We start from the raw sequence: 12,507 nt of genomic DNA, 5'->3' as shown, positions 1-12,507 counted from the left end.
CAGCAGGGCGGCGCGCTGCGGTCGTGGCTCAGGGCAGCTGCTGTGCCAGCCAGGCGTGCAGCTTGCGTGCCTGGCGCAGGGTTTCCTTCAGGATGCGTGCATCCAGCGTACCCAGCTCGGCCGGGCGGATCATATTGTCCAGCCGCGCCCCTGCCTCCTGGCAGGCCAGCTGGTGGCGCAGGCGCAGCGCTTGCAGGAATTGTGCACTGTCGGCAAAAGACTGGCAGGCGCTGGCGGACAGGCCGGGCAAGCCGGCGGCAGCGGCAAAGCGTTCGCTGGTTCGGCTGGCGGCCGAGCCGGCATGCAAGGCCAGGATGCGTGCGGCGTCGACGAAAAAATCGACCGCGGCTTTCAGGTCCAGTTGTGCATCCTGGTCGGTTTGCAGGCGTCCGCTCCAGCCCAGTGGTGGCTGATAGCGGCGGGCGCTGCGGCTGAGGGCACGCAGTGCCGCCGGCTGACTGGCCAGCTGGCGCAATTGTCCGGCCAGCTCCAGCCCCAGTTTGTGCTGACCCCAGGCCGGGCGCAGGTCCAGATACAGGCCGCCATGCGTGCTGTCCTGGCTTGCATGCTGCCATTGCTGGATCACGCTGTCCTTCCAGTCGGCGTAGGACAGGCAGTGACTGGGATGGCCCGCCATCAGTCCGTTACGGCACAGCGGAATGCCGCAGGCACTGAGCGCCGAGCTGATGCGCTGGGCAATAGCCGGCAGTTGCTGGGCCAGTTGCTGCTGGCGCAAGGCATCGTCGCAGCGGAAAACCAGTGCGCTGTCCTGGTCCGAGGTCAGGGTGTTTTCCTGGCGGCCGCTGCTGCCCAGTTGCAGCCAGCAGATTTCCACCTCCTCCAGCCTGGCTGCGCCCAGGTGCAGCTGGCATAGCCGGTTCAGCAGCTGGTCATTGAACAGGCTGAGCAGACGGGTGGTGGCATTGGCATCCATGCCCTGCTGAAACAGCGCCAGTACCTGCCGCCGGAAGGTGGCCGCCACGCCGGACAGGGCGGCCGTGCTGTCGCAGCGGCTCAGGCGTTGCAGCATTTCCTTCATGTCCAGCCGCGACAGGCGGTACAGGTCATGCTCGGACACGATGCCCACCAGGGTCATGCCTTCACACACCATGACATGGCGTTCGCCACTCTGGACCAGCGCCAGCATGGCTTCACTGGCCAGGGCGCTGGGCGGCAGCAGGCAGCTGGGCTGGCGCATCAGCTGTTGTACCGGGGTGTCGTCAGCATGTCCGGCCAGATGGGCGTCCAGCAGGTCGCGCAGGGTGAACAGGCCCAGCAGGCGCTGCTCGGGACTGGTGATGACCACCGAGCCCACCCCTTCCTGTTGCATCAGTTGCAGCAAGGGGCGCAGCGTGGTTTCCGGCCGGCAGCAGACAGCCGGCCGCTGGATTACCGCGGCAAGCGGGGTGTGCAGGCTGAGCCCCTGTCCGCCCAGCGCCGCCGGGTGTAATTGGCGGGCGCGCGACAGCAGATTGGCCAGCCGCTGGGTGCAGAACAGCTGGAAGGCGGCAGACTGCTGGCACAGTGCCACAAAGGCTGACTGTGGCAGCTGCAATACCATGCAGTCACTGTCGGCGCGGTAGTGATTGGTGACCGGCCGCTGCGCCAGCAGGGCTCCCAGTGGAAACATTTCACCCTGGCCTAGCAGGGCAAAGGCCTGGCCACTATAGATGTCTTCGGCCAGTACCTGGCCTTCCAGTACGATGAACAGCTGGCTGGCGGGACCGGCTTGCGGGCTGGTGAGGCTGGCTCCGCGCGGATAGTGCTGGCGGCGTGCCTGGCCGGCCAGCAGCGCCAGTTGCTCCGCTGCCATGGCGGCAAAGGGTTCGTGCTGGAGCAGGGCCTGCCAGTCGGCCGGAAAGGGGGTTGGCATGTAAGGCTCCGGAGAGGGCTGGGCCGGGATGGCAACCTTAATATAGTGAGCAGGATGTAACGACGGTATTGGGGAAATCCGCGCGCAGGGCCTACCGTAGCGGCCTGCGCGGACAACTGGTCTGGCTGTCTAGCCGTTCTGGTTGAGGATTTTCTGGTAGCGGCCATCGCGCTTGATGGCTTCCAGCGCCTTGCGGAAGGCATCCACCGTGGCACGCGGGGTGCCAAGGCTGAAGGCCATCGACATGCCCTGTGGCAGCTCGCGGAAGACAAAGGCGGTTTGCAGCAGGCGGCCGGGGTCGTCCTGCAGCTGACGCACAGTGGAAAAGGCGGTCAGCTGATTGGCAGCCCACAGATCAATCCGCCCGGCGCGCAGCATCTGGTAGCCCTGGGCGTAGGAGGCAAACGGCTCCAGCGCGGTAAAACCGTGTGCCAGCAGGTATTTTTCCTGGTAGGAGCCATGCAGCACGCCGATGGTGTAGCGACGATAGTCGTCCAGCCGGCCATCTTTGGGCAGATGCTCACGATTGTCGGCCAGCAGCAGCAATACCGGCGGCGAATGAATCACTTCGCCCACCCACTGGAACAGGTTTTCCCGCTCCGGGGTGCGTGCCATGGCGCAGACCAAGGTATTGGGCTGGTTTTGGCCCATGGCATAGACCCGGCTCCAGGGGAAGAGGTGGATGGCATCGCTCAGGCCGAGATCCTGGGTGATCTGGCGGATGATGTCGACCACGATGCCGTGTTCCTGGCCGCTGGGGCCGCTGGAAAACGGTGGCAGATTGTCTTCGCAGGCGATGGTGATGGCGCCGGCCTGCGCCGGGCCGGCATACAGTACCAGGCTCAGTGTCAGTGCCAGCAGGGTGGGGGACATGGATTCCATCCATCCACTGTAGATCATGGCGGGTAGGGTGCAAGTCTGGATGCTGCTGTTATTTTGCACTGCAACAAAATCGGCAATGTCTTATCATGCCGGAATCTCTGCCTCTGAATGCTATTTGCCCATGATTGTCCGTTCTCCCGTGCCCTGGTTTCGTTTGCTGTTTGTGTGGAATGGCTCGGTATTGCCGCGTATTCTGTCGCGCTTGCTGCTGGTGTTCCTGATCGCCCTGCTGGCGGCAGCGGCGCGGCATTGGTGGCTGAGCAGCCATGCCGATTCGGCCTTGAGCATTCCCACCTTTACCCTGCTGGGGGTATCACTGGCGATTTTCCTGGGCTTTCGCAACTCGGTCAGCTATGAGCGTTTCTGGGAAGCGCGCAAGCTGTGGGGTGCCCTGCTGGTGGTGAATCGTTCCATTGCCCGCCAGCTGCTGGCGGCCGCACCACAGCATCCGCAGGTGGCACAGGTGCTGGACCTGATTTGTGCCTTTGCCTATGCCTTGAAAGCGCAACTGCGCGAGGAGCCGGAGTGCGATCACATGCAGCGCCTGCTGCCGGCCGACCTGCTCGACGAAGTGGATGGCGCACGTTTCCGCCCCGCCATCATTCTGCGCCGGCTGGGCCAGCTGATCCTGCAGCTACAGGCCGAGGGCATCATCAGCGAATGGCAATGGCAGGCGCTGGATCAAAAGCTGAATACCATGTCTGAGGTGCTGGGCGGCTGCGAACGCATCGGTGGCACGCCCATTCCCTACACCTACCGGGTCTTGCTCAACCGCACGGTCACCATTTACAGCCTGTTGTTGCCAATGGGTCTGGTCAGCAGCATAGGCTGGCTGACGCCGCCGATCGCCGTGTTCATTGCCTATACCTATCTGGCGCTGGAGGTGATCGGCGAGGAGCTGGAAGAACCATTTGGCCGCGAGGGCAATGATCTGCCGCTGGCAGCGCTGTGCCACACCATCGAGCTGGCAGTGCGCGAGATGCAAGGGCAGCCGATGCCGGTTACCGCACCGCAGCCACAGGGTATCTATCTGTATTGAACCGGATGACCCTCGCGCCGCCACCCGCGGGACAGACAAAAAAAAGCCCGGTGAAATCACCGGGCGCAAGGTCAGTGTGCTCCTGAAACAGTCTGTTTACAGCGGATTCTGCAGTTGGCTCAGAATCTGCGGGTTTTCCAGCGTGGAAACGTCCTGGGTGATTTCCTCGCCCTTGGCAATCGAGCGCAGCAGGCGGCGCATGATCTTGCCGGAGCGGGTCTTGGGCAGGTTCTCACCAAAGCGGATGTCGTCCGGCTGGGCGATCTTGCCGATTTCGTGGGCTACCCAGTTCTTCAGTTCGGCCGCAATCTTCTTGGCGTCGTCGCCTTCCGGACGCGCGCCCTTCAGTACCACGAAGGCCACCACGGCTTCGCCCTTCACCTCATGCGGCTTGCCGACCACGGCGGCTTCCGCCACCAGCGGGTTGGCTACCAGCGCCGATTCGATTTCCATGGTGCCCAGACGGTGGCCGGATACGTTCAGCACATCGTCGATACGGCCCATGATCCAGAAGTAGCCGTTTTCGTCACGGTTGGCCGAGTCGCCTGCCAGGTAGTACTGGCCATTGAACTCGTCCGGGAAGTAGGTCTTCTTGAAGCGCTCCGGGTCGTTCCAGATGGTGCGCACCAGGGACGGGAAGGGCTTCTTGATCACCAGGAAACCACCGCGGCCCGGTTCCACCTGTGCGCCGGATTCGTCGACGATGTCGGCCATGATGCCCGGCAGCGGCAGGGTGCAAGAGCCCGGCTTGGTGGGCACGGCGCCCGGAATCGGCGCAATCATCGCCGAGCCGGTTTCGGTTTGCCACCAGGTGTCCACGATAGGGCAGCGGCCACCGCCCACCACTTCGTAGTACCACATCCAGGCTTCCGGATTGATCGGCTCGCCCACGGTGCCCAGGAGGCGCAGGCTGGACAGGTCGAACTGCTTGGGCAGGTCGTTGCCCAGCTTGATCAGCGAACGGATGGCGGTCGGTGCGGTGTAGAAAATGCTGACCTTGTGTTGCTCGATCATGCGCCAGAAACGGCTGGCATCCGGGTAGGTCGGTACGCCTTCGAACACCACCTGGGTGGCGCCGATGCCCAGCGGGCCGTAGCAGATATAGGAGTGACCGGTAATCCAGCCCACATCGGCGGTGCACCAGTACACATCATTCGGTTTGTAGTCGAAGGCCCAGCGGAAGCTGTTGATGGCGCCCAGCAGGTAACCGGCGCTGCTGTGCTGGATGCCCTTGGGTTTGCCGGTGGAGCCGGAGGTATACAGAATGAACAGCGGGTCGTCCGCCAGCATCCATTCCGGTTCGCAGGCTTCGGCCTGGCCTTCCACCAGCTTGTGCCACCAGATGTCGCGGCCCTCGGTCCACTGTGCGCCACCATTGGTGCGCTGGTAAACCACCACATTTTGTACCGACTCGCAGCCTTCCAGTGCCAGTGCTTCATCCACTGTGGCTTTCAGTGGGACGGTCTTGCCACCACGCAGTCCTTCATTGGCGGTAATCACCAGCTTGGCACCGGCATCCTGGACGCGGTCACGTACCGCGCCAGCGGAGAAGCCGCCAAACACCACGGAGTGGATGGCACCGATACGGGCGCAAGCCTGCATGGCCACGATGGCTTCGATCACCATCGGCATATAGATGACCACACGGTCGCCCTTGGCAATGCCCAGGCTCTTCAGGCCATTGGCAAACTGGCAGACACGACGGTGCAGTTCGGAATAGGTGACACGGGTTACTTCGCCATCGTCCGCTTCAAAGATCAGGGCGATCTTGTTGGCGTTCAGCGGCAGGTGACGGTCGAGGCAGTTGTAGGAAACATTCAGCACGCCATCGTCAAACCACTTGAAGAAGGGGGCATTGCTGTCGTCCAGAACCCGGGAAAACGGCTTTTTCCAGGTAATCAGCTCGCGGGCCAGATCCCCCCAGAAGGACAGGTAGCTGTCGTCGGCCTGTTCGCACAGTGCGTTGTAGGCCTCCATGCCCGACACGGTCGCCTTGTGGCGGAAATCGTCGGACGGCGGAAAACTACGGGTTTCCTTCAGAATGGATTCGAGAGTGGACATTACCTTCTCCTTGTAAGTCTTGTAGTGCTGTAGCCGCATCCCGCAGGATGCGGCCCCAGGTGAAACGATTAGTGCTTGGAAGCGCCGGTTGCGCCGATACCGGTCATGGAACGGACAAACTGGGCATCGAATTTGGCTTTTTCATCTTCAGCCGATTTGGATTTGTCAGTGACCGAGAACAACCAGGTGCTGACGAAAGCCAGGGTGATGGAGAAGATGGCCGGATTCTTGTACGGGAACAGGGCAGTCGGGTGTTTCATGATGTCAACCCACACGGTCGGTCCTACCACAATCAGCAGGATGGCCGATACCAGGCCGACAAAGCCGCCGATGACTGCACCACGGGTGGTCAGACCCTTCCAGAACATGGACAGGAACAGGATCGGGAAGTTGGCGGAAGCCGCGATGGAGAAGGCCAGACCCACCATGAAGGCGATGTTTTGCTTCTCGAACACCAGACCCAGCACGATGGCGATGATGCCAAGCACGACGGTGGTGATCTTGGATACGCGGATTTCGTCAGCCTCGTTGGCCTTGCCCTTCATGATGACGGAGGCGTACAGGTCGTGCGAGACGGCAGAGGCGCCGGACAGGGCCAGACCTGCTACAACGGCCAGGATGGTGGCGAAGGCAACCGCAGAGATGAAGCCCAGGAACATGTCACCGCCCACGGCATTGGCCAGGTGGATGGCGGCCATATTGCTGCCACCGATCAGCTGATGTACTTCCTTGCCGTTCTTGGTCACGGTTTCCATCATGCCAGGCTGGTTCAGTACCAGCATGATGGCGCCAAAACCGATGATGAAGGTGAGGATGTAGAAGTAGCCGATGAAACCGGTGGCGTAGAACACCGACTTGCGGGCTTCCTTGGCATCAGACACGGTAAAGAAGCGCATCAGGATGTGCGGCAGGCCGGCAGTACCAAACATCAGCGCCATGCCCAGCGAGATGGAATCCACCGGATCGGCCTTGCCCGGCGCCATGATGGCAGCGTGCTTGGCGTGGGCGGCAACCGCCTTCTCGAACATCATTTCCGGGCTGAAACCCACGGTGGACAGCACCATGAAGGCCATGAAGGAAGCACCACACAGCAGCAGCACGGCCTTGATGATCTGTACCCAGGTGGTGGCCAGCATGCCGCCAAACAGCACGTAGCACACCATCAGGATGCCGACCATGATCACGGCAGAGGAGTAGCTCATGCCGAACAGCAGCTGGATCAGCTTGCCGGCACCGACCATCTGCGCGATCAGGTACATCGCCACCACCATCAGGGTGGAGGTGGCGGCGAAGGAACGAACCGGGGTCTGTTGCAGGCGGTAGGATGCGACGTCGGCAAAGGTGTATTTGCCCAGGTTACGCAGGCGCTCGGCCACCAGGAACAGAATCACCGGCCAGCCGACCAGGAAGCCGATGGAGTAAATCAGGCCATCGAAACCCTTGTCGAACACCATGGCAGAAATGCCCAGGAAGGACGCCGCCGACATGTAGTCACCGGCAATGGCCAGGCCATTCTGGAAACCGCTAATGCCACCACCGGCGGTGTAGAAGTCGGAGGCGGAGCGGGTACGACGGGCTGCCCAGTAGGTAATGCCCATGGTAAAGGCCACGAACACCACGAACATGATGATGGCGTGCCAGTTGGTGGCCTGTTGCTTCACATCACCTTCGATGGCGCCGGAGGCAAAGGCCAGTACCGGGAAAAGCGATAATGCTGCAAGAGCGAGAGAGCCAGTGCATTTTTTCATTTTTGTGCCTCCTCAACGATCTCGCGGTTGAGCTGGTCAAACTCGCCATTGGCTTTGCGCACATACAGGCCGGTCAGCAAGAAAGCGGAAAGAATGATCAGAATCCCTACCGGGATGCCTACAGTCATGGTCATGCCGGGGGCCAGCGGGGCGCCCAGGGTAGACGGGGAAAAGGCCAGCACCAAGGTGAAGCCATAGTAAATCACCAGCATCACGATGCTGAGCTGCCAACCCAGGCTTGTCTTCTTGTGAACAAGCTCTTTGAACTTCGGGTTGGACTGTACTTTCTTGAGTACGTCCTCGTTCATTGCATCCTCCTTTGTCGTAACGATCGTCTGACCGCTGTCCGAAACATAAGGGACGACTGGCCGCTCCTGCTAATCGCTTTTTTTGATTAATAAAATTTGTCAGGCCGATGTTGCATTGCAAAAACCAATATTAATCAATAAGTTGCTGTGGTATTTTTACTCCATTCACCCTGTGGATGGTGCGGTTTTTTTTGCAAAAATACCGTGAAATTCTTGTGGTAAATGCAGTAATGACGCCAAAATGTTCGCAAAGATAAGATCCGGAAAACAGGAAAATGTAGTCACCTTGCTACAGGCAGAGAGAACAGGTCGTACATGGAAATCTATCAGTTGAGGACCTTTGTCACCGTGGCCCAGCAGGGCCATCTGACACAGGCTGCAGAATTGCTGCATTTATCCCAGCCGGCGGTCACCGCCCAGATCAAGGCGCTGGAAGAAGAAGTGGGCATGCCCTTGTTCGAACGAACAGCCGGCGGGGTCACCATGACGCGCGCCGGGCAGGAACTGCTGCCACAGGCCCAGTCCATCCTGGCTTCGGCACGAGAAATCATCAATCACGCCAAAGGCTTGAAAGGGCAGACCGGCGGCAAGGCACTGATCGGTCTGACACTGACTCCGGCCACCCTGAAAGCCGGCGAGTGGGTGGCAGCTCTGGTGGAAAAATACCCGCTGCTGGACCTGCGACTGCAACACGGCGTCACCGGCGAAGTGCTGAACCTGGTGCGCAAGAAGGAGCTGGACGCCGGTTTTTATCTGGGGAAAAACCCCTACGTCAACGTCAATACCGTGTTGCTGACCAATCTGCCTTTTCGCATCGTGCTGCCCAATGGCTGGAAAAACCGCATCGACCTGAACAACACCAAGGAGCTGGGGCGACTGCCCTGGGTGGGACTGTCGCAATTCTCCAGCCTGTCCAAAATTACCGCCGAATTGTGGCGTGAACTCAATATTTCGCCGAAGAAGGTGACAGAAAGCGACAATCTGGCCGCCGTGCTGGAACTGGTGGCCTGTGGCGTGGGCGTGGCGCTGGCGCGGGAAGAGGAAGCGCTGGAGTGGGAAGCCGCCGGACGATTGACGGTTGTGCCGACAGTGCGCAAACTGGCCGAGCTGCAGTTTGTCTATCCGTCCGACCGGGTGGGCGATCCGATTCTGGAAGCCTTGCTGCAGGAACTGATACGCGTCTGGGCGCTCAGCCCGGATGTTGCACACTAACCCGCAGCGAGCTAAGAGGAATACCCATGGCTTACGAGTGGTTTGCCAGCGCTTTTCAGCGTTACCTGAGTGCCATGGAGCTGAGTCAGCGCCGTTTGCTGGATGCCCAGCAGGATGCCTGTCTGAGCTGGACGGCTGCCTGGTTGCCGGCCTATCCCCTGGCCGAGGGCGAAGTGCAAAACCGCATCGATGGCAGCCTGCTCAGCGGGGTGTCGCTGCTGCAGGCCCAGGCCGATAATCAGCGCGACCTGATGCTGGCGGCGGAAAAGTCGCTTAATGAAATGCACAAGCATTTGCTGCAGCAACTGGAACAATCCGGCCTGCACCCGTCCTATGCCGTGATGAAGCAGGCGCTGCAACTGGGGCAGAGTTCCGGCAGTGCGGTCAGCAAGATGAGCCGGCAGGTCGGACATTTTGCCGCCACCAGTTTTTCATCGGCCTCGCTCAATGCCGCCCGCGACATGCGCCGGGTGTGGAAGCAACAAAAACCCTGATCACCCGCTGGTGTTTATCTGCCGGACGGGCGACTAGAATCGGGCCATGAGCCCATTTTCTTCCCTGACCTTTGGTCAACGCCTGCTGGAGCTGCCGCCTGTTTTCTACCGGCATATCCAGCCCCAGCCACTGAGTGAACCCTATCTGGTGGCGGGCAATGCCCGCTTGTGCGAGACATTGGGCATACCTTCCAGTGCGCTGGCCCAGCCCGCTGCGCTGGCTCTGCTGTCCGGCAAACAGTTTGTCCCTGGCCTACCTGCCCTGGCCGCACTGTACGCCGGTCATCAGTTTGGCGTGTATGTTCCGCAGCTGGGGGATGGTCGTGCCTTGTCGCTGGGCGACACGGTGGATGGCGAAGGGCGGCGCTGGGAGTGGCAGCTCAAGGGCGCCGGCCTGACTCCGTTTTCCCGCATGGGCGATGGTCGTGCCGTGCTGCGTTCCACCATTCGCGAATATCTGTGCAGTGAAGCCATGCATGCACTGGGCATTCCCACCACGCGCGCCCTGGCCATGACCGGTTCGGCCGATCCGGTGTATCGCGAGCGCCCGGAAACCGCGGCGGTATTGACACGTCTGGCCGAAAGCTTCATCCGCTTTGGCAGTTTCGAGGTGTTTTATCACCGTGGACAGCATGATGAAATCCGGCTGTTGGCTGATTTTGTCATCCGCCACCATTTTCCGCACTGTGCGCAGGCAGAGCAGCCGTATGCCGCGCTGTTCGCCGAGATTGTCGCCAGAACGGCGCAGCTGCTTGCCCACTGGCAAGCAGTGGGCTTCTGCCATGGCGTGATGAATACCGACAATATGTCCATCCTGGGGCTGACGCTGGATTACGGCCCTTTCGGCTTCATGGATGGTTTCAACGCCGCGCATGTGTGCAACCACAGCGATCATGCCGGACGCTATGCCTATAATCAGCAACCCCAGGTTGGCCTGTGGAACCTGCATTGTCTGGCCTCAGCATTCCTGCCGCTGGTGAGCGAAGAAGGCTTGCTGGAGATGCTCTCCAGCTACCGGGAGCAGTACTCGCAATACTGGTTGATATTGATGCGCAACAAGCTAGGGCTGGTAGTGGAACAAGAGGGCGATGAGGCCTTGATCGAAGCGCTGCTGCTGGCCCTGCATGCCCACCATACCGATTACACCCTGTTTTTCCGCAGGCTGGCCGACTTTGACAGCACCACCGATAACCGTGCATTGCGCGATTTGTTTGTGGATCGCAGCCTGTTTGACGACTGGGCCGCCAGCTATGCTGTCCGCCTGCAGCGGGAAACCCGGCCAGCTGCAGCGCGCAAGCTGGCCATGCTGGCGGTCAATCCCAAATATATCCTGCGCAATTATCTGGCCGAGCAGGCGATACAAGCCGCGCAGCAAGGGGATTTTTCACAGATTGCCAGCCTGCATGATTGCCTGAGTCATCCCTTTGACGAACAGCCACAGTACCAGGCTTATGCCGCCGAGCCGCCAGCCTGGGCGCAGGAAATCAGCGTCAGTTGTTCCAGCTGAGGCCCGCTTCCCGCTGGGTTTTTCAGCAGGCCATCACCAGAATTAACACTTGTTAAGAAAAGGCCGTGATCTGTCATCCATTCCCGCTTGAGACTGGCGGCAACTCCCTCTTAAATCACACTTGAGTACGGCGGCTGGATCACTCCGGCAACAGGAGGACCGCCGGTTCAACTGTCAAACAGGGAGGGATGTCATGTCAGGGAAGAAATGGCTGTTGTCGTTGTCGGGCCTGCTGCTATGTGCCACGGCCATGGCGGGGGATATCAACCAGGATGCCCGCGATATTGCGGCAGATGCGGCGCAACTCAGCCGGGAAACGGCTGATATCCAGAGCGACCGGCTCGCCTTGCAAAAGGATCTGGCTGGAGTGGCCGGCCTGCGGGTACAGCGACGTGCCGAAGAACAAGCGCTGTCGCAAGCGGTACAGGCAGGTGATTTGACCGCTGCGCAAAGCGAACTGGCCAGGATTACCGCCTTGACCGGCAGTATCCGCCAGGCGGAAGCCGCAGCCATCGCCTTGCATCAGGAGCTGAAGCTGGATCGTTTGCAAAGGGCATTGGAGCGTGCCGAACTGAATCAGGATGTACGCGATCTGAGTGGCGACCTGAAGATGAAGGCAGAAGCCACTTCCATCAGCAATAGCCAGATTGCGGCTGATCAGGCCGCGCTGAATGCTGCCGTGGCCGCCATGGAAGCAACCCAGCAGCAGAAAGTGGCGGCACTGCAGGCCATGAAGGCCGCCGTTGTCGCCGGTGATATTTCCGCCGCCCAGGCTGCTCTGGCCAAAGTGCAAGCCTTGCATGCCACGCTCAAGAGCCAGGCACAGTCAGTTGCCACCGCACACGCACAGTTGAGCAAGGACCGGGCAGCTGCCAAAGCCGCTGCCAAGGGTTCCGCCAAGGCAGCGGGAGGGAGTAAAGGCAAAAAATAGCTTCAACCCGGTTGGGAACGGGATGCGGCTTTGCCGCCAGCCATTGCCGCATCCTGTTTGCTTCGGCCGTGTGTTTTCCTGAGTCGAATCTTGTGCTTGCTGCCGGTCTGCCTTCATTGTCGGCTGCCCCATTCCTGTCATGTCTTGATGACCAGGTTGCCAGCTTGTTGGCAAAGCCCGGTCGCTGCCTGCTCATCTTGCCAAGTTGCCTTCATCACGTTTTTCAGATGCTTTCCCAAGCCGTTACCACCGGCACTGAGCACATCGTTTTCCATCCCGATTTCATCACAAACACCTTCCGCCATACCGGCTTGAATGCCGGCCTGGTCGATAGCTGCAGGGTCAGGCCAAGGGTTTACATGCACGGAGTGCTTGGCTGGCTGCGGCGCTCCGGTCTCTGCCATGTGGACCGATAATTCGGCAGTTTAAAAATTTTCTCCCGACTGTTTTGA

11 protein-coding genes are annotated in these 12,507 nt (G+C 60.4%); 5 read left to right on the top strand and 6 right to left on the bottom strand.

Going from position 1 to position 12,507, the window contains the following annotated elements; genetic code table 11:
• Window positions 1–28 precede the first annotated feature (28 nt).
• A complete protein-coding gene (locus DFR38_RS07310) occupies window positions 29–1,873 on the bottom strand; it encodes a DUF294 nucleotidyltransferase-like domain-containing protein (protein WP_110313209.1) in 1,845 nt (614 codons plus the stop codon).
• Window positions 1,874–2,002: 129 nt separating this feature from the next.
• Entirely contained in the window at window positions 2,003–2,746 is a 744-nt protein-coding gene (locus tag DFR38_RS07305; protein ID WP_158527707.1) for a substrate-binding periplasmic protein, read from the bottom strand.
• Between the two features lie 130 nt (window positions 2,747–2,876).
• Here DFR38_RS07305 and DFR38_RS07300 point away from each other — a divergent pair, with 130 nt between their 5' ends.
• A complete protein-coding gene (locus tag DFR38_RS07300; RefSeq protein WP_059287438.1) occupies window positions 2,877–3,794 on the top strand; it encodes a bestrophin family protein in 918 nt (305 codons plus the stop codon).
• Between the two features lie 96 nt (window positions 3,795–3,890).
• Here DFR38_RS07300 and acs read toward each other — a convergent pair whose 3' ends face one another.
• The 3 genes from acs to DFR38_RS07285 all read right to left on the bottom strand — a co-directional run bounded on the left by acs (window position 3,891) and on the right by DFR38_RS07285 (window position 7,911).
• On the bottom strand, window positions 3,891–5,855 hold the full coding sequence (acs, locus tag DFR38_RS07295) for an acetate--CoA ligase (protein ID WP_110313208.1): 1,965 nt from the start codon (window positions 5,853–5,855) through the stop codon (window positions 3,891–3,893).
• Between the two features lie 68 nt (window positions 5,856–5,923).
• Window positions 5,924–7,603 carry a cation acetate symporter gene (locus DFR38_RS07290; RefSeq protein ID WP_059287272.1) on the bottom strand — a complete coding sequence of 560 codons (1,680 nt, stop codon included), beginning with the start codon at window positions 7,601–7,603 and terminating at the stop codon, window positions 5,924–5,926.
• Entirely contained in the window at window positions 7,600–7,911 is a 312-nt protein-coding gene (locus DFR38_RS07285) for a DUF485 domain-containing protein (protein WP_110313207.1), read from the bottom strand. The genes DFR38_RS07290 and DFR38_RS07285 overlap by 4 nt, the downstream gene beginning before the upstream one ends.
• Window positions 7,912–8,226: 315 nt before the next feature.
• Here DFR38_RS07285 and DFR38_RS07280 point away from each other — a divergent pair, with 315 nt between their 5' ends.
• The 4 genes from DFR38_RS07280 to DFR38_RS07265 all read left to right on the top strand — a co-directional run bounded on the left by DFR38_RS07280 (window position 8,227) and on the right by DFR38_RS07265 (window position 12,055).
• On the top strand, window positions 8,227–9,123 hold the full coding sequence (locus tag DFR38_RS07280; RefSeq protein ID WP_059287271.1) for a LysR family transcriptional regulator: 897 nt from the start codon (window positions 8,227–8,229) through the stop codon (window positions 9,121–9,123).
• A gap of 26 nt (window positions 9,124–9,149) precedes the next feature.
• Window positions 9,150–9,617, top strand: a complete 468-nt coding sequence (locus tag DFR38_RS07275; RefSeq protein WP_059287270.1) for a hypothetical protein — start codon at window positions 9,150–9,152, stop codon at window positions 9,615–9,617.
• Between the two features lie 46 nt (window positions 9,618–9,663).
• Complete coding sequence (locus DFR38_RS07270) at window positions 9,664–11,124, top strand: protein adenylyltransferase SelO (RefSeq protein WP_110313206.1); 1,461 nt, start codon at window positions 9,664–9,666, stop codon at window positions 11,122–11,124.
• A gap of 193 nt (window positions 11,125–11,317) precedes the next feature.
• The gene (locus DFR38_RS07265; RefSeq protein WP_110313205.1) at window positions 11,318–12,055 is read left to right on the top strand and encodes a coiled-coil domain-containing protein; all 738 of its coding nucleotides are present in this window, start codon (window positions 11,318–11,320) and stop codon (window positions 12,053–12,055) included.
• A gap of 137 nt (window positions 12,056–12,192) precedes the next feature.
• On the opposite strand, the gene DFR38_RS07260 is transcribed toward DFR38_RS07265, so the two are convergent.
• Window positions 12,193–12,459 (bottom strand): hypothetical protein, encoded by a 267-nt coding sequence (locus DFR38_RS07260; RefSeq protein WP_059286315.1) that lies wholly within the window; start codon window positions 12,457–12,459, stop codon window positions 12,193–12,195.
• Between the last annotated feature and the right edge of the window lie 48 nt (window positions 12,460–12,507).

It is taken from the genome of Aquitalea magnusonii (genome assembly GCF_003202035.1).
Classification (GTDB): Bacteria; Pseudomonadota; Gammaproteobacteria; order Burkholderiales; family Chromobacteriaceae; genus Aquitalea; species Aquitalea magnusonii.
The sequence above is the reverse complement of the archived record's forward strand: the minus strand, read 5'-3'. Positions and strand labels throughout refer to the sequence as shown.

Excerpts from the sequence above, each read along its gene's own strand:
- DFR38_RS07310 (WP_110313209.1), bottom strand. The coding sequence starts at position 1,873 with ATGCCAACCCCCTTTCCGGCCGACTGGCAGGCCCTGCTCCAGCACGAA.
- DFR38_RS07305 (WP_158527707.1), bottom strand. The coding sequence starts at position 2,746 with ATGTCCCCCACCCTGCTGGCACTGACACTGAGCCTGGTACTGTATGCC.
- DFR38_RS07300 (WP_059287438.1), top strand. The coding sequence starts at position 2,877 with ATGATTGTCCGTTCTCCCGTGCCCTGGTTTCGTTTGCTGTTTGTGTGG.
- acs (WP_110313208.1), bottom strand. The coding sequence starts at position 5,855 with ATGTCCACTCTCGAATCCATTCTGAAGGAAACCCGTAGTTTTCCGCCG.
- DFR38_RS07290 (WP_059287272.1), bottom strand. The coding sequence starts at position 7,603 with ATGAAAAAATGCACTGGCTCTCTCGCTCTTGCAGCATTATCGCTTTTC.
- DFR38_RS07285 (WP_110313207.1), bottom strand. The coding sequence starts at position 7,911 with ATGAACGAGGACGTACTCAAGAAAGTACAGTCCAACCCGAAGTTCAAA.
- DFR38_RS07280 (WP_059287271.1), top strand. The coding sequence starts at position 8,227 with ATGGAAATCTATCAGTTGAGGACCTTTGTCACCGTGGCCCAGCAGGGC.
- DFR38_RS07275 (WP_059287270.1), top strand. The coding sequence starts at position 9,150 with ATGGCTTACGAGTGGTTTGCCAGCGCTTTTCAGCGTTACCTGAGTGCC.
- DFR38_RS07270 (WP_110313206.1), top strand. The coding sequence starts at position 9,664 with ATGAGCCCATTTTCTTCCCTGACCTTTGGTCAACGCCTGCTGGAGCTG.
- DFR38_RS07265 (WP_110313205.1), top strand. The coding sequence starts at position 11,318 with ATGTCAGGGAAGAAATGGCTGTTGTCGTTGTCGGGCCTGCTGCTATGT.
- DFR38_RS07260 (WP_059286315.1), bottom strand. The coding sequence starts at position 12,459 with ATGGCAGAGACCGGAGCGCCGCAGCCAGCCAAGCACTCCGTGCATGTA.